Source organism: Streptomyces sp. NPDC002926, from assembly GCF_053591755.1.
Window position 1 is genome coordinate 23,080 of the sequence record NZ_JBSFUK010000020.1, and the last position, 14,062, is coordinate 37,141.

Annotated in this window: 15 protein-coding genes; 8 read left to right on the forward strand and 7 right to left on the reverse strand. The window is 71.5% G+C overall.

The features are described 5' to 3' along the window. Window positions 1–39 precede the first annotated feature (39 nt). A complete protein-coding gene (locus tag ACWDZ6_RS24845; RefSeq protein WP_451504569.1) occupies window positions 40–1,266 on the forward strand; it encodes a sensor histidine kinase in 1,227 nt (408 codons plus the stop codon). Further along, window positions 1,263–1,928 carry a response regulator gene (locus ACWDZ6_RS24850; RefSeq protein ID WP_451504570.1) on the forward strand — a complete coding sequence of 222 codons (666 nt, stop codon included), beginning with the start codon at window positions 1,263–1,265 and terminating at the stop codon, window positions 1,926–1,928. The genes ACWDZ6_RS24845 and ACWDZ6_RS24850 overlap by 4 nt, the downstream gene beginning before the upstream one ends. Here ACWDZ6_RS24850 and ACWDZ6_RS24855 read toward each other — a convergent pair. After that, the gene (locus ACWDZ6_RS24855) at window positions 1,889–2,164 is read right to left on the reverse strand and encodes a DUF6332 family protein (protein ID WP_451504571.1); all 276 of its coding nucleotides are present in this window, start codon (window positions 2,162–2,164) and stop codon (window positions 1,889–1,891) included. The two genes, ACWDZ6_RS24850 and ACWDZ6_RS24855, sit on opposite strands and share 40 nt — an antisense overlap. Before the next feature lie 79 nt (window positions 2,165–2,243). Further along, a complete protein-coding gene (locus ACWDZ6_RS24860) occupies window positions 2,244–3,731 on the reverse strand; it encodes an MFS transporter (RefSeq protein ID WP_451504572.1) in 1,488 nt (495 codons plus the stop codon). Window positions 3,732–3,818: 87 nt separating this feature from the next. Here ACWDZ6_RS24860 and ACWDZ6_RS24865 point away from each other — a divergent pair, with 87 nt between their 5' ends. Then, window positions 3,819–4,220 (forward strand): MarR family winged helix-turn-helix transcriptional regulator, encoded by a 402-nt coding sequence (locus ACWDZ6_RS24865; protein ID WP_366732471.1) that lies wholly within the window; start codon window positions 3,819–3,821, stop codon window positions 4,218–4,220. 59 nt (window positions 4,221–4,279) lie between these two features. On the opposite strand, the gene ACWDZ6_RS24870 is transcribed toward ACWDZ6_RS24865, so the two are convergent. Further along, window positions 4,280–5,023, reverse strand: coding sequence for a maleylpyruvate isomerase family mycothiol-dependent enzyme (locus tag ACWDZ6_RS24870; RefSeq protein ID WP_451504573.1), 744 nt, complete (start codon window positions 5,021–5,023; stop codon window positions 4,280–4,282). Between the two features lie 57 nt (window positions 5,024–5,080). Then, complete coding sequence (locus ACWDZ6_RS24875; protein ID WP_451504574.1) at window positions 5,081–6,301, reverse strand: MFS transporter; 1,221 nt, start codon at window positions 6,299–6,301, stop codon at window positions 5,081–5,083. A gap of 75 nt (window positions 6,302–6,376) precedes the next feature. Between ACWDZ6_RS24875 and ACWDZ6_RS24880 the strand changes: the two genes are divergently transcribed. Both ACWDZ6_RS24880 and ACWDZ6_RS24885 read left to right on the forward strand, forming a co-directional pair. Next, window positions 6,377–7,591, forward strand: coding sequence for an ROK family protein (locus ACWDZ6_RS24880; RefSeq protein WP_451504575.1), 1,215 nt, complete (start codon window positions 6,377–6,379; stop codon window positions 7,589–7,591). Window positions 7,592–7,805: 214 nt separating this feature from the next. After that, entirely contained in the window at window positions 7,806–8,657 is an 852-nt protein-coding gene (locus ACWDZ6_RS24885; RefSeq protein WP_451504576.1) for a YhjD/YihY/BrkB family envelope integrity protein, read from the forward strand. On the opposite strand, the gene ACWDZ6_RS24890 is transcribed toward ACWDZ6_RS24885, so the two are convergent. From ACWDZ6_RS24890 to ACWDZ6_RS24900, 3 genes are all read right to left on the reverse strand, one after another. Next, window positions 8,654–8,836: a hypothetical protein gene (locus tag ACWDZ6_RS24890; RefSeq protein WP_451504577.1), complete on the reverse strand. Its 183-nt coding sequence runs from the start codon at window positions 8,834–8,836 to the stop codon at window positions 8,654–8,656. The genes ACWDZ6_RS24885 and ACWDZ6_RS24890 overlap by 4 nt on opposite strands. Before the next feature lie 84 nt (window positions 8,837–8,920). Next, complete coding sequence (locus ACWDZ6_RS24895) at window positions 8,921–9,502, reverse strand: DUF4865 family protein (RefSeq protein ID WP_451504578.1); 582 nt, start codon at window positions 9,500–9,502, stop codon at window positions 8,921–8,923. Between the two features lie 190 nt (window positions 9,503–9,692). Then, window positions 9,693–10,280, reverse strand: a complete 588-nt coding sequence (locus ACWDZ6_RS24900; RefSeq protein ID WP_451504579.1) for a TetR/AcrR family transcriptional regulator — start codon at window positions 10,278–10,280, stop codon at window positions 9,693–9,695. Between the two features lie 172 nt (window positions 10,281–10,452). Here ACWDZ6_RS24900 and ACWDZ6_RS24905 point away from each other — a divergent pair, with 172 nt between their 5' ends. Genes ACWDZ6_RS24905 through ACWDZ6_RS24915 form a run of 3 tightly spaced genes read left to right on the forward strand, consistent with a single transcriptional unit; the run spans window position 10,453 to window position 14,062 of the window. Beyond that, entirely contained in the window at window positions 10,453–10,734 is a 282-nt protein-coding gene (locus tag ACWDZ6_RS24905) for an SHOCT domain-containing protein (RefSeq protein ID WP_326648194.1), read from the forward strand. Continuing rightward, window positions 10,731–11,495: an ABC transporter ATP-binding protein gene (locus tag ACWDZ6_RS24910; protein ID WP_451504580.1), complete on the forward strand. Its 765-nt coding sequence runs from the start codon at window positions 10,731–10,733 to the stop codon at window positions 11,493–11,495. The genes ACWDZ6_RS24905 and ACWDZ6_RS24910 overlap by 4 nt, the downstream gene beginning before the upstream one ends. After that, window positions 11,492–14,062 carry an ABC transporter permease gene (locus ACWDZ6_RS24915; RefSeq protein WP_451504581.1) on the forward strand — a complete coding sequence of 857 codons (2,571 nt, stop codon included), beginning with the start codon at window positions 11,492–11,494 and terminating at the stop codon, window positions 14,060–14,062. The genes ACWDZ6_RS24910 and ACWDZ6_RS24915 overlap by 4 nt, the downstream gene beginning before the upstream one ends.

The window sequence follows — 14,062 nt, forward strand, 5'->3', positions numbered from 1 at the left end:
CTGACGCCCCCCGCCCCGGCCCCGGTCTAGCGTTGCCGTATGGAAGAGCAGCGCACCCGAAACTGCGGTGGTCCCCCCTGGCCGCGCGGCGGACCGCCGCCGCTGCGTCACTGGGAGGCACGGCGGAACAACGCAAGGGTGCCCTGGCCCTCGACCCTCGTGCTGGCCGTGTTCGTGCTGGTGGGGTCGAATTTCGCCGCCCACGGCCAGCACCGTGAGCCGCTCGACGCCTTCGCGCAGGTGTTGCTGCTCGCGGGACCGGCGTTCCTGCTGCTGCGCAACCGGTGGCCCGTCGTCGCCGTCTTCGGCACGGCCGCGACAGCGCTGGTCTACTTCGTTGTGGGCTATCCGTACGGCCCGGTCTTCCTCACCGTCGCGGTCGGTGCTTTCGCCGCCATCACCTCCGGGCACCGGCGTGCCGCCTGGTGGGCCGTCGGCGGCCTCTGGGTGGGGCATCTGCTGATCGCCCACTGGCTGTACGCCGATCTGCCGCCGCACGGAGACAAGGCCGCGCCCTGGGGGCAGGAGCTGGTCGTCGCCGCCTGGGTGGTGGCCGTCCTCGCGGCCTCGGAGCTCGTACGCATCCGACGCGAGGTCTGGGCCCGTGAGCGTGTGGAGCGCGCCGCCGCCGAGAAACGCCGCACCGACGAGGAGCGACTGCGGATCGCCCGCGAGCTGCACGACGTCCTCGCGCACTCCATCTCGGTCATCAACGTCCAGGCGGGCGTGGGCCTCGCGCTGCTCGACAGCAACCCCGAGCAGGCCCGCACCGCGCTCACCACCATCAAGGCGGCCAGCAAGGAGGCACTGGGCGAGGTGCGGCAGGTCCTCGACACGCTGCGTACGCCGGGGGACGCCCCACGCACGCCCGCGCCCGGCCTCGACCGGCTGCCCGAACTCGTCGAACAGGCCGCGGGCGCCGGACTGAGCGTCGAGGTCGAGACGGACGGCGACCGGATCGCGCTCCCGCCCGGTACGGATCTCGCCGCCTTCCGGATCGTCCAGGAGGCACTGACCAACGTCGTACGGCACTCGGGCTCGCGCACCGCACGGGTACGGATCGGCTATGCGCCCGGCCGCCTCGACCTCCGGATCGACGACGAAGGACCGGCCACCGGTTCGGACGCGGGCGGCAGCGGCAACGGCCTCGTCGGAATGCGGGAGCGTGCCGCAGCCCTCGGTGGCACGATCGAGGCGGGCCCGCGCCCTGACGGCGGCTTCGGGGTACGAGCCGACCTCCCTGTGCAGCCGAAGGAGACGATGTGATCCGCGTACTGCTCGCCGATGACCAGCTGCTGGTCAGGGCAGGATTCCGGGCGTTGCTCGACGCTCAGCCGGACATCGTTGTGGCGGGCGAGGCCGCTGATGGCGAGGAGGCGGTGCGGCGGGTACGCGAACTGAGCCCCGACGTGGTGCTGATGGACATCCGTATGCCAGTGCTCGACGGTCTCGCCGCCACCCGCCGGATCACCGAGGACGAGCGGCTGAACGGGGTGAAGGTGGTCATGCTCACCACCTTCGAGCTCGACGAGTACGTCTTCGAGGCCATCCGCTCCGGTGCTTCGGGCTTCCTGGTCAAGGACACCGAGCCGGAGGAACTGCTGCGTGCGGTACGGGCGGTGGTGCACGGGGACGCGTTGCTGTCGCCGGGAGTGACGCGGCGTCTGATCGCGGAGTTCGCGGCCCGCTCCAAAGCGCCCACGGACGCCGCGGGCCTCGCCGAACTCACCGAACGGGAGCGGGAGGTGATGGCTCTGGTGGGCATCGGCCTCTCCAACGAGGAGATCGCCCGCCGGCTCGTCGTCAGCCCGCTCACCGCCAAGACGCATGTGAGCCGCACGATGGTGAAGCTCGGCGCCCGTGACCGGGCCCAACTCGTCGTGCTGGCCTATGAGTCGGGGCTGGTACGGCCCGGCTGGCTCGGCTGAGGCGGCGTACGCGGAAAGCGCCACAGCACAGTAACGACGCGCGCTACGAAGGCGACCACGGCCGCCGCGACGCCCGCGATGAGCAGCCCGCGCTCGGCGGCGTACGGCAAGGCGAACATCAGCTTCGGTCCCGCGACCACTCCGAAAGCGACCGCCGCGACCAGGACCGCGCTGATGAGCGCGTATCCGGTCTCGATGGTCAAGGCGTCCCGCTCCGCCTGTGTACGTCGCCCCATGTCCGAAGTGTCACAGTGCGGCGGCCGGCGGGCAAGGAGCCCGTCGGCCGCCGTCCCCCTGGAGAGAGCCGGCTGTGGGTCAGTCGCCGACCGCCACCCGCTCGGGCTCTTCCCGAACCGGCAGTCCGGCAGACTTCGCGACCAGGACGCTCGGCTCGGCACGGCGGGCGCGCAGCCCGGTCAGCGTGATCAGCAGTCCTGCTGCCGCGACCACGGTCACCACCACCAGGCCCGGCCGGAAGCTGTCGAGCACCTCCTGCGGTGAGCGGCCCGTGTCACCGCCCGCTGTGATAACCGCGGTGACGACCGCCAGGAAGATCGCGCCACCGACCTGGATCGAGGTGTTCAGCAAGCCGGAGACCATGCCCTGCTCGTGGTCCTCCACCCCGTTGGTGGCCTGGATGTTGAGCGAAGGGAAGATCAGCGCGCAGGCCGCGCCGAGTAGCAGCATCGACGGCAGGATCACGGCGGCGTAGCTCGGCGTGAGGTCGATCTGGAGGAAGAGCGCGTACCCGATCACCAGCAGCGTGAAGCCGCCGGCTATCACACGCGGAGTGCCGAACCGGTCCACGACCGAGCCGATCTTCGTCGAGGAGAGCGCCACCAGAGCGCCCGCCGGAAGGAAGGCCAGCGCCGTCTGGAGAGCCGACCAGCCGAGCAGGGACTGCATGTACTGCGTGACGAGGAACTGGAAGCCGACGTACGAGCCGAAGAAGAAGGCCGCGCCGAGGTTGGCGCGGATCTGGCTGCCCGAGCGCAGCACACCCAGCCGGATCAGCGGGTGCGAGCTGCGCCGTTCGATGGTGACGAACACGGTGAGCAGCGCGGCGACGGCAAGGAAGGAGAGCAGGGTGCGCGCCGAGACCCAGCCCACCTCGGGGGCCTGGACGACGGTGAAGACGAGCAGCAGCATCGAGGCCGTGCCGGTGACGGCGCCCGGCAGGTCGTACCCCTTCCCCGAGTCCTCACGGCTGCTCCGCGGGATGAGCCTGATGCCGGCCAGCAGCGCGATCAGGGCGATGGGCGCCGGCAGCAGCATCGTCAGGCGCCAGCTCACCTCGGTGAGCAGTCCGGAGAGGACCAGGCCCATCGAGAAGCCGGTGGCGGCGCAGGTGGTGTAGATCGCCAGCGCGCGGTTGCGCTGAGGGCCCTCCTTGAAGGTCGTGGTGATGATGGAGAGCCCGGCGGGCGCGGTGAACGCGGCACTCAGCCCCTTGATGAAGCGGCTGGCGATCAGCAGCGGACCGGAGTTGACCAGCCCGCCGAGCAGCGAGGCGAGCGCGAAGACGGCGAGTGCGATCAGGAAGACCCGGCGCCGGCCGAGGAGGTCCGCCGCACGGCCGCCGAGGAGCAGCAGGCCGCCGTAGCCGAGGATGTAGCCGCTGACGATCCACTGCAGGGTCGAGGTGGTCAGATGGAGGTCGGTCGCGATCGAGGGCAGGGCGACGCCGACCATCGAGACGTCGAGGGCGTCGAGGAACATCGCGGCACAGAGCACCAGGAGAGTGCCCCACAGCCGCGGGGTCCAGCGCTCCTGCGCTACGGGGACGTTGAGCGGAGAGGTCATGAGCAGGACAATACATGCACATGCATTGAGTGCAAGTGCATTTAATTCCGGTGCAACAAAGTGCGTCTTCTCTGCTAACGTGCGGTCATGGCGGCGAAGAAGTCCGAGCGAGTGCTCGTCGAGGAGTGGCGGGACGTCCTTGCGCTGCATGCCCGTACGATCTGCGAGCTCGACCGCGAGCTGCATCAGCACGGGCTCGGCGCCAGTGACTTCGAGGTCCTCGACGTACTCGCCGAAGAGACGTCGGACGGCGGCGACTGTTCCTTCCGCGTCCAGGAGCTGGCGTCCCGGGTCCACCTGAGCCAGAGCGCGCTGTCGCGCCTGGTGGCGCGGCTGGAGAAGGACGGGCTTGTCACCCGCGGGATGTGCAGCGAGGACCGGCGGGGAGTGCGGGTGGCGCTCACCGACGCCGGCCGGGCCCGCCATGCCGAGGTGCAGCCGCTGCAGCGCGCGGTGCTCTCCAGAATGCTGTCGGGCCCCTCCAAGTAGATCTCCGTGGGCCCCCGTATGTCGTGGCCTCCGTATGCCGTGGGCCTCCGCAGGAGTGGCTAGGACCAGGTGATGGCGGACAGCTCGCGCCACAGCCGCGCGAGCTCCGCGTCGCCGGTGACGGACACGGTGGTGAGCGGCAGCCGGTTCCACAGCGTCAGATAGAGCTGCTCCGCCGTCCCGCTCAACTCACAGTCCGCGGGGCCCTCTTCGGTACGCTCCGTGCGCGGAGCGTCGGCCGACAGCCGTACGGTCCACACGTCGTCCGTGTCGACGGTCCGTACGCGCAGGACGCGCGGCTCCGCGGTGCGCACCCGGCTCCGGGAGCGGGCGTGAAAGGCGCCGAGCAGCTCGTCGATGCCGTCCAGCGCGAAGTCCGCGGCGACCGGCCCCGGCTTCCCGCCGAGCGCCGACTCGGCGTCCGTGCGGTGGACGGCCGTCTCGTGTGCCTGCCGCCTGGCCCAGAACGCCACCGGCGAGGGCGCGGGCAGAAAGGTCCAGCACTCCACATCCACGGGTGCCTCGCTCAGCGCGGCCACCAGCAGACCGTGTCCCTCCCGGAACCACTCCAGCAACTCGTCTCCGTCGAGCTCGGGCTGGTCGTCGGCGGCACGGAAGTCCGTGTAGCCCTCGGTGATGAAGGCGGTCGCCCAGCGGTGAACCACGCCGACGTGCCGGAGCAGGTCCCGCACCTGCCAGCCGGGGCAGGTCGGCACGGTCGCCTCGGGGCCCGCCCCGGCGGCGGCCGCGGCCAGCAATTGACCCTCACGGACAAGGGACTTGATCAGCTCAGCGGTCTCCATGCGGGAGATTGTGCCAGCGCGGCCCGACCGGCGGCAGATCCGCCCGCGTACGGGTGCTCAGTCGCCTCGGGGTACGGAGGCGTTCCGGGCCGAGTACCCGATGAGCGCCGCGCCACCCGCCAGCGCCGCCACCGTCGTCAGCGCCACCGGCAGCGAGAACCAGTCGGCGAGGAACCCGATCGTCGGGGGCCCCAGCAGCATCCCGCCGTAGCCGAGCGTCGACGCGGCTGCGACCCCGCCCGGACCGGCGAGCGCGCCCGCCCTGGCCACCGCCACCGGGAAGATGTTCGCGAGCCCCAGACCGGCCACGGCGAAGCCGAGCAGCGCGAGCCACGCCGTCGGCGCGAGCGCGCCGAGCAGCATGCCGGCCGCCGCCGTCGTACCGCCCGCGACGAGCGTGCGGGTCTGGCCGAGCCGCTCCAGCAGAGCCGTACCGGAGAGCCGGCCGGCCGTCATGGCCAGGGCGAAGAGGGAGTACCCGGCGGCGGCGATGCCCGGGTGGGCGTGCAGATCCTGCTCGAGATGGAGCGCTCCCCAGTCGGCCATCGCCCCTTCGCCGTACGCCGTGCAGAGCGCGATCATGCCGAAGAGAACGACGAGTTGGCGGGTGCGGCCCTGAAGACGGCGCGGGCCGGGCGCCGTCGTGGTGCGTCCGGTGACGGGTGCGGCATGGCGCAGCAGTACGCGCCCGGCGGCTGCCGTGACTAGCAGGCCGATGCCGGTGAGGCCGAGCAGGTGCGCGGTGGGGGAGAGGCCGCCGGCGACCAGGCCGCCGAGGCCTGCGCCGATCATCCCGCCGAGGCTGAAGGCGGCGTGGAAGCTGGGCATCACCGGCCGCCGCATTGCCGCGACCAGATCGACCGCGGCGCTGTTCATGGCGACATTGATCCCGCCGTACGCCGCACCGAAGGCCAGCAGCACAAGGCCGAGGGTGAGCGCCGAATGCGTCAGTGGCGGGAGCGCGATGCTCAGCGCCAGCAGTGCGCCACTGGCGACCGTCACCGGATGGCTGCCGAAGCGGCGGCAGAGCCGGCCGGTGAGCGTCATCGTCACCACCGCGCCCGCCGAGACTCCGAGCAGAGCGAGGCCCAGATCGCTCGCGGACGAGCCGGTCTGCTCCTTGATGGCGGGGATGCGGACCACCCAGCCGGCGAAGATGAAGCCGTCGAGGGCGAAGAACAGGGTCAGCGCGGTACGGAGGGGGGACAGGGAGGGCGGGGCGGTGTTTCCGCCAGGTCCCCCCGGTACGGCCGTCCGTAGTTTGTTTAGAAGCGGCACAAACTCAGGATAGGGGTCGGCCCCGATCCGTACAAGACGGCAGCTCAGCCTCCGGATCATGGGAGACTCGCCAGCATGAACGGCAAGGCGATGACCATCAGGACGAGGCTGGAGAGAGGTCGCAGCGCGCTCGGCCCCGCGCTGGAACTGGTTCATACGGGCCGGGCGCCCACCCGCGCCGTGCTCACCGCGGAGCTCGGAGTCACCCGCGCCACCGCCGGCGCGGTGGCCGCCGAACTCGAAGCGCTCGGGCTGATCCGCGTCGACTCGCGCCCGGGCGCCGCCGCCGGCTCGCAGGGTCGGCCCTCGCACCGCCTCTCCGTCGACGACGCGGGCCCCGTCGTCCTCGCCGCGCAGGTGCACGCCGACGGGTTCCGCGCCGCGCTCGTCGGACTCGGCGGCCGCACCGTCGCGACCGCACCCGGCTGCGTCACCGTCTCCGAAGACCCGGCGCAGGTGCTCGGCGAGGTCGTCGAAGCGGGCGCGACCCTGCTGCGCGAGAGCGGTCGGCGATGCGTGGGCGCGGGTCTCGCCGTGCCCTCCGCCGTCGCCGAACCGGAAGGCACCGCCCTCAACCCGCTGCACCTCGCCTGGCCGGCCGGGGCTCCCGTCCGCGACATCTTCGCCGAACGCGTCCGCGCGGCGGGCATCCAGGGCCCCGCCTTCACCGGCAACGATGTCAACCTCGCGGCGCTCGCCGAGCACCGCCACGGCGCGGGCCGCGGCGCCCAGCACCTGCTCTGCGTCGCCACCGGCCACCGCGGCGTCGGCGGCGCGCTCGTCCTCGACGGTCGCCTGCACACCGGCAGTTCGGGCCTCGCCCTCGAGGTCGGGCATCTCACCGTCAATCCCGAGGGCCGGCCCTGCCACTGCGGCGGCCGCGGCTGCCTCGACGTCGAGACCGACCCGCTCGCCTTCCTCACCGCCGCGGGCCGCCGGCCGGGCCCCGAAGTCTCGCTGCTGCAGCAGTCCCGGGATCTGCTGCGTACGGAGTACGACGACCCGGCCGTGCGGAACGCGGGCGAGGAGCTCATCGACCGGCTCGGCCTCGGGCTCGCCGGACTCGTCAACATCCTCAACCCCGACCGCATCATCCTCGGCGGACTGCACCGCGAGCTGCTCGACGCCGATCCCGAACGGCTGCGCGCCGTGGTTGCCGAACGCAGCCTGTGGGGGCGCAGCGGCAGTGTTCCGATCCTCGCCTGCACGCTCGACCACAACAGCCTGGTGGGCGCGGCCGAGTTGGCGTGGCAGCCGGTACTCGACGACCCGCTGGGTGCGCTCAGCTGACGGCGGCCCGCGTATCGCCCGGCGGACCGGGCGTCGGCGTGACCGGCTCATAAGACGACGGGCGGGGGCGGGGGGCAGGCGTCGACCGGTCGGCAGGGACGGCCTCCACCGATCGGCGGAGCCGGCTCGACGACCGGCCCACGGCACGGGCGGCGACACCCGTCCGGGGGCACAATGGACACCTCACCGTGCACTTTCGGGTAATCGACAACCTATGACCCACAAGCCCTCCGGCGCGGATCACCATGCGCACCGGCTTCAGGACCTGTTCCGCAGGTTTTACGCGTCTCCCATCGGCCTGGCCTGGGAGCGCGGCCGTGAGCTGGAACTGATGCACCGCGCCATGGGCTTCGCCGCACTGGGCTTTCTGACACTCGTCCCCCTTCTGGTCGTCGTCGCGGCGGCGGACCCGGCGAGTGGACAGGGCTTCGCCCGCTGGCTGGGACAGGCACTGGGGGTCTCGGAAGCATCCCAGGACGAGGTCGAGCGGCTGTTCGGCCTGCCCGGCACGGCACTGCAGCGCACGACCGCGTTCGGCCTCGCCGCTCTCACCGTGTTCGGTCTGACCTTCGGGTCGGCCGTTCAGACCGGTTACGAGAAGGTGTGGGACCTGCCGACGGCCCGCTGGCACACCATGTGGCGGCATGTCGTCTGGCTGGCCCTGCTCGTCGGCGCGCTCCTGGCCTTCGTCAGTTCGCCACTGCCGGGCGACTCCGTCGCGGCCACGGTGTTCGGCGGCCTGGGCGACCTGATCGGCACCATTCTGTTCTTCTGGCTTTCCCAGCGCGTTCTGCTCGGCGGCCGGGTCCGCTGGCGCGCCCTGCTGCCCGGGGCGGTGGCCACGGCCGTGGGCATGCTCGGTCTGCGGGTCTTCTCACAGCTTGTCTTCTCGCCGCTGATCGCCTCCAACGCCGTCACCTACGGCCCGTTCGGGACCGTGCTCGTCCTCCAGTCCTGGCTCGTGGGCGTCGGCTTCGTCGTCTACGGGGGCGCGCTCGTGGGACGCCTCATTCATGAAGCGCGCGTACGCCGACGGCTGGAACACGAGCTGGAACACCTGGTCTAGGACCGGCCGACGGTGAAGGCGCGGGCCGGATTCCGTACGAAGATCCGGTCCATGACGTCCTTGCGGAGAACCGGTTCGAGCCGCAGCCGCAGTCTGCGCAGCAGATACGGCAGACCCGGGGCTTCCGGCGTCGTCATGTCGCCGCCCAGCAACAGCTGATCCGCGTAACCCGCGTCCACGAGGGCCGCCAGATCGTCGTGCAGGCGCCACTCAGACCCCCAACCCGCTTGCCGGGACGTCGCCGAGGACGGTACGGACGAGGTTCACCACTGCTGCCCCCGAGGCAGCTCCGCACGGTGCGGGGCACTGAGATGCAGCACCTGGAACAGGTCACCGCTCGCCCCGGGCGCATCCTGGGCCCACAGCGCGAAGTGCAGCAGCTCCCAGTGCCGCGGATCGATGGCGACGGCGGCCGCGACCACGCCGTTCGCGTGCGCGAGCTGCCGATGCGCGGCCAGTGCCTTCTCCACGGCGAAAGCGGGAGGCTCGTCCTCGGGTATCCGTATCCGGCGACGCGTGGCGGACCGGGGCACGGCCGCGGCGGCCGGACCCTCCTCATACGCCAGCCCTGTCCAGTGCTGGACCACGGGACGCCCGAAGTCGTTGACGATGCCCTGGAATCCGGGCCCCCGAAGGAAGGAGTTCATGCCTTCCGGCGTGGCCCACAGATACAGCGGCGCGTACTGGTTGACCGGCGAGCCATCGGCGCGTTCGCGCATCAGATAGGCCTTCAGACCGAGGCCGGGAAAGCCGTCGAGCAGATGGCCCTTCGTCGCCACCCGCTTGCGGATGATCTCCATGTCGTAATCGGTGGGCAGAGTGATCTCGTACTGCATGACATGCATCAAGGACTCCTCGGTACGCGGTATCAGCGTGAAGACGCGTCGTGCGGCCCCCCGCGCCTGTGCCGTTCGCCGGGCCCGGTCCGGACGTGGGCATCCGCTCGGATCGAGCCGCATCGGACGGTGACGACTCCTCAGGACCTCTCTGGCCGGCGCGGCGATCGCCGCCGATGCGCGGCTTCGGCCGATCCCCTTACGCGACAGTGGTGTGACGAGCGGCGAGCAGCGCGAGCAGCCCTCCAACCGCTGTGTCGAAGGCGTCCGGCGAGCCGGACGCACGGGCCAGCACATAGCCGCCCTGCACCGTGGCGACGATCGCCGCCGCAGTACCGGCCGGATCGACCGGGGCCGCGAACTCGCCCGCGTCCAGGCCCTCCTGGACGATCCCGGCCAGGCGTCCGCGCAGCCAGTCGAGCGTCTCCTCGACCGGGGCGCGCATCTCGTCGCTGGCGATGACCTCCGGGTCCATCGTGAGGCGCCCGACCGGGCAGCCGCGCAGTACATCACGCTCGCGCAGCAGATACGCGCTGATCCGCTCGTACGCCGTGCCGTCGCCGGCGAGCGGCACTACGGCGGTCGCGCGCATCTCGTGGGCCGTGCGCCGGATCGCGGCCAGCGCCAGATCGGGCTTGCCCGCGAAGTGGTGGTACATGCTGCCCTGGCCGGCGCCCGCCTGCTGCTGGATCGCCTTGGGGCTGGTGCCCACATAGCCGCGCTCCCACAGCAGCTCGCGGGTGGCTTCGATCAGCCGTTCAGGAGTGCTCATGAAGCCACTGTACATACTAGTAGGTACAGAATCCAGGAGGCCGGGAGCAGCCGCGGAAACCCCGCGTACTCCCCATGTGGTACGCGCACTGCCGCTGGCCGTACGACGACGTGGGCCCCGGTCGGCGGGAGCCTCGGAAGCGACAAGGAACCACCCACCACCATCGCCACCGAGGAGCTGAACCGAGATGAACACACTTGCCTACGACGGGCCCGGCCCGTGGATTCTGTTCTTCCCGCTGATCTGGGCGGCCGTCGTCATCGGCGTCGTCTCCGTCCTGCGCCGCACCGTGTGGCGCGGCCGCCGCGGTCCCTGGCATCCGACCCGCGCGACGCACGGCGAGAGCTCGCCGATCGCGATGCTCGGCCGTCGCTTCGCCGCCGGAGACATCGACGAAGAAGAGTACTGGCGACGGCTGTCCGTCCTGGACGAGCAGTTCGGCCGTATCGGCAAGGACGGTGCCGCATGACCACCACCACGACGACCACGGCCCGCACCGCGGCCCGTGTCGTCGACGCCGTGAAGGTCTACGGCAGGGGCGATACCGAAGTGAGGGCCCTGGACGGGGTGAGCGTCGACTTCCCGGTCGGCCGCTTCACCGCGATCATGGGGCCCTCGGGCTCGGGCAAGTCCACATTGATGCACTGCGCCGCCGGGCTCGACACCCTCACCTCGGGCTCGGCCCTCATCGGCGACACCGACCTCGGCACACTCGACGACCGCAGGCTCACCCTGCTGCGCCGCGAACGCGTCGGCTTCGTCTTCCAGGCGTTCAACCTCATCCCCACCCTCACCGTCGCCGAGAACATCACGCTTCCGATGGACCTGGCGGGGGAGCGGGCCGACCGTGAGTGGTTCGACGCGCTCGTCGACACCGTCGGGCTGCGGGACCGGCTGCACCACCGGCCCAGCGAGCTGTCCGGCGGCCAGCAGCAGCGTGTCGCCGTGGTCCGCGCTTTCGCCGGCCGGCCCGACGTCGTCTTCGCCGACGAGCCGACCGGCAATCTCGACTCCCGCTCCGGGGAGGAGGTGCTGCGGCTGCTCGGCCGCGCCGTACGCCAGACGGACCGCACGGTCGTCATGGTCACTCACGACCCCGTCGCCGCCGCCCACGCCGACGAGGTCGTCTTCCTCGCCGACGGACGGCTCGTCGACCGGATGGAGGCCCCGACCGCCGAGCGCGTCCTGGACCGCCTGAAGGCCTTCGACGGCCACGGGGCGACGGCGTGAGCGGCGGCCGGGCATCGCTGCGTATCAGCCTCAATTCGCTGCGCGCCCACAAACGGCGCTTCGCCGGGACCTTCACCGCCGTACTGCTCGGCGTGGCCTTCCTGGCGGGCACGCTCGTCATGGGCGACACACTGCGCGGCAGTTTCGACGCCATGTTCGCCGGTGCCAACAGCGGTACCGATGCCGTCGTCCGCAGCTCCAACGTGGTCACCGTCTCCGGCGAGGGCCAGGGCACCCGTCAGCCCGTACGGACGGATCTCGTCAGCCGGATCGAGAAGATGCCCGGCGTCGCCGCCGCCGTGCCCAACATCCAGGGCGCCGGACAGCTCGTCGGCTCGGACGGCAAACCCGTCGGCGGGCAGGGCCCGCCCACCGTGGCCGGCAACTGGATCGACGACCCGGAGCTCAACCCGTACCGGCTCGCCGAAGGGCGCGTCCCGGCCGCGTCCGGTGAGGTCGTGATCAACCGCGGCGCCGCCGACAAGGGCGGTCTGAAGGTCGGGGACCGGACCGTGCTGCGCACCCCCGACCCGGTCGGGGTCACCGTCGTCGGCCTCGCCACCTTCGGCGGCGCGGACGGCATGGGCCAGGTCACCTTCACCGGTATGACCCGGGCGGATGCCGAGAAGTACCTCACCCCGAAACCGGGCGAGGCGGCGTCCATCCAGGTGCGGGCAGGTCCGGGGACCGGCCAACAGGAGCTCGTGGACGCCCTGATGCCCGTACTCCCCAAGGGGGTCGAGGCGATCACCGGACAGGAGTCCACCCAGGAGAACCAGGACATGATCTCCGGTCAGTTCCTGAATCTCTTCACCACGCTGCTGCTGGTCTTCTCCGGCATCGTGCTGCTGGTCGCGACCTTCTCGATCCACAACACGTTCGCGATCGTCATCGCCCAGCGCACCCGTGAGAACGCGCTGCTGCGCGCACTCGGCGCCGCCCGCCGCCAGGTCGTCTCCTCGACGCTCATCGAGGCGGTCGTCGTCGCCCTGGCCGCGTCCGTGGCCGGACTGCTCGGCGGCATCGGCGTCGCCGCCGGACTGCAGACGCTCTTCCCGCTCATCGGATTCCCCTTCCCTGAGGGCAGCCTGGTGATCAGCGGCGTCTCGATGCTGCTGCCGCTCGCCGTCGGTGTGGTCGTCTGCCTCGGCTCCGCGCTGCTGCCCGCCGTACGCGCCGGGCGCACCGCGCCGCTCGCCGCGCTGCGCGAAGCGGCCGTGGACCACTCCGCGGCCTCGCGGACGCGTGCGTATGCCGGCACGGGCGTGGCCCTGGCCGGAACCGGCCTCATTCTGGCCGGCGTCGTGGCCAGTGGGCCGATCTGGCTCAGTGCGGCCGGCGCGGTACTGGCCCTGGTGGCCTTCGTGGTGCTCGGACCCGTCGCGTCCTCGCACGCCGTACGGATCCTGGGCCGGCCGCTCGACCGGCTGCGCGGCGTCTCCGGCAGCCTGGCCAAGCGCAACGCACTGCGCAGCCCCAAGCGGACCGCGGCCACCGCCACCGCATTGATGACCGGCGTCGCCGTCGTGTCCCTCTTCACCGTCTTCGGCGCCTCGCTGAAGGCGACCATGGACCAGACGGTCTCCCGTTCCTTCGCGGGCGATGTCGCGGTGAGCGTCCCGGCGTTCGGCGCGGGCGGCAGCGGGCTCAGTCCGGAGCTCGCCCCTGCCATCGCCGCACAGCCCGAGGTGGAGACCGCGGTTGGCCTCGGCAAGGGAGTCGCGGAAGTCGACGGCGCGGGACGCGAGCTGACCATCACCGACCCGGCGGCGCTGGCCAAGGTCTTCGACCTCGGCACCGTACAGGGATCGCTCGGCGGACTGGGCGCGGGCGGCATGGCAGTGGCGGACACGGAGGCCGGCAAGCGGGGCTGGAAACCCGGCTCCACCGCCGAACTCGCCTTCACCGACGGCAAGAAGCAGATGTTCACGGTCCGTGCCGTCTTCGAACGGTCCGAGCCGGCCGGCGACTATGTCATCACCCGCGAGGCCTGGGCCCCGCACCGCGGACAGGATTCCGACACCCTCGTCGCCGTCAGCTTCAAGGACGGCGTGTCCACAGCCGAGGGCACGGCAGCGGTCGAGAAGACCGCGGCGGCGTACGGCAATCCCGAGGTGCAGACCCGCGACGAGTACGCGCGGACCGCGGCCGGAGCCATCGACATGATGCTCACCCTCGTCTATGCCCTGCTCGCCCTCGCCGTGGTGATCGCGCTGCTGGGCATCGCCAACACGCTCACTCTCGCCATCCACGAACGCACCAGGGAACTGGGCCTGTTGCGTGCCGTCGGACAGACCAGAAACCAACTGCGCGCCATGGTGCGCTGGGAGTCGGTACTGGTCGCCGCATTCGGCACGGCGGGCGGTCTGGTGCTCGGCGGACTGCTCGGCTGGGTGCTCGTCAAGGCGTCCGGGGCCGCGGGCGACACCGCCTTCGCGTTCGCCGTACCGCCGGTGCGGCTCCTGGTGGTCGCGCTGGTCGGCCTGGTGGCCGGTGCGGTCGCGGGCTGGCGGCCCGCGCGCCGCGCCGCACGTCTGGACGTACTGCGCGCCATCGCCACCGAGTAG

Coding starts and splice junctions, on each gene's coding strand:
- ACWDZ6_RS24845 (WP_451504569.1), top strand. CDS start 40: ATGGAAGAGCAGCGCACCCGAAACTGCGGTGGTCCCCCCTGGCCGCGC.
- ACWDZ6_RS24855 (WP_451504571.1), bottom strand. CDS start 2,164: ATGGGGCGACGTACACAGGCGGAGCGGGACGCCTTGACCATCGAGACC.
- ACWDZ6_RS24860 (WP_451504572.1), bottom strand. CDS start 3,731: ATGACCTCTCCGCTCAACGTCCCCGTAGCGCAGGAGCGCTGGACCCCG.
- ACWDZ6_RS24865 (WP_366732471.1), top strand. CDS start 3,819: ATGGCGGCGAAGAAGTCCGAGCGAGTGCTCGTCGAGGAGTGGCGGGAC.
- ACWDZ6_RS24870 (WP_451504573.1), bottom strand. CDS start 5,023: ATGGAGACCGCTGAGCTGATCAAGTCCCTTGTCCGTGAGGGTCAATTG.
- ACWDZ6_RS24880 (WP_451504575.1), top strand. CDS start 6,377: ATGAACGGCAAGGCGATGACCATCAGGACGAGGCTGGAGAGAGGTCGC.
- ACWDZ6_RS24885 (WP_451504576.1), top strand. CDS start 7,806: ATGACCCACAAGCCCTCCGGCGCGGATCACCATGCGCACCGGCTTCAG.
- ACWDZ6_RS24895 (WP_451504578.1), bottom strand. CDS start 9,502: ATGCATGTCATGCAGTACGAGATCACTCTGCCCACCGATTACGACATG.
- ACWDZ6_RS24900 (WP_451504579.1), bottom strand. CDS start 10,280: ATGTACAGTGGCTTCATGAGCACTCCTGAACGGCTGATCGAAGCCACC.
- ACWDZ6_RS24905 (WP_326648194.1), top strand. CDS start 10,453: ATGAACACACTTGCCTACGACGGGCCCGGCCCGTGGATTCTGTTCTTC.
- ACWDZ6_RS24910 (WP_451504580.1), top strand. CDS start 10,731: ATGACCACCACCACGACGACCACGGCCCGCACCGCGGCCCGTGTCGTC.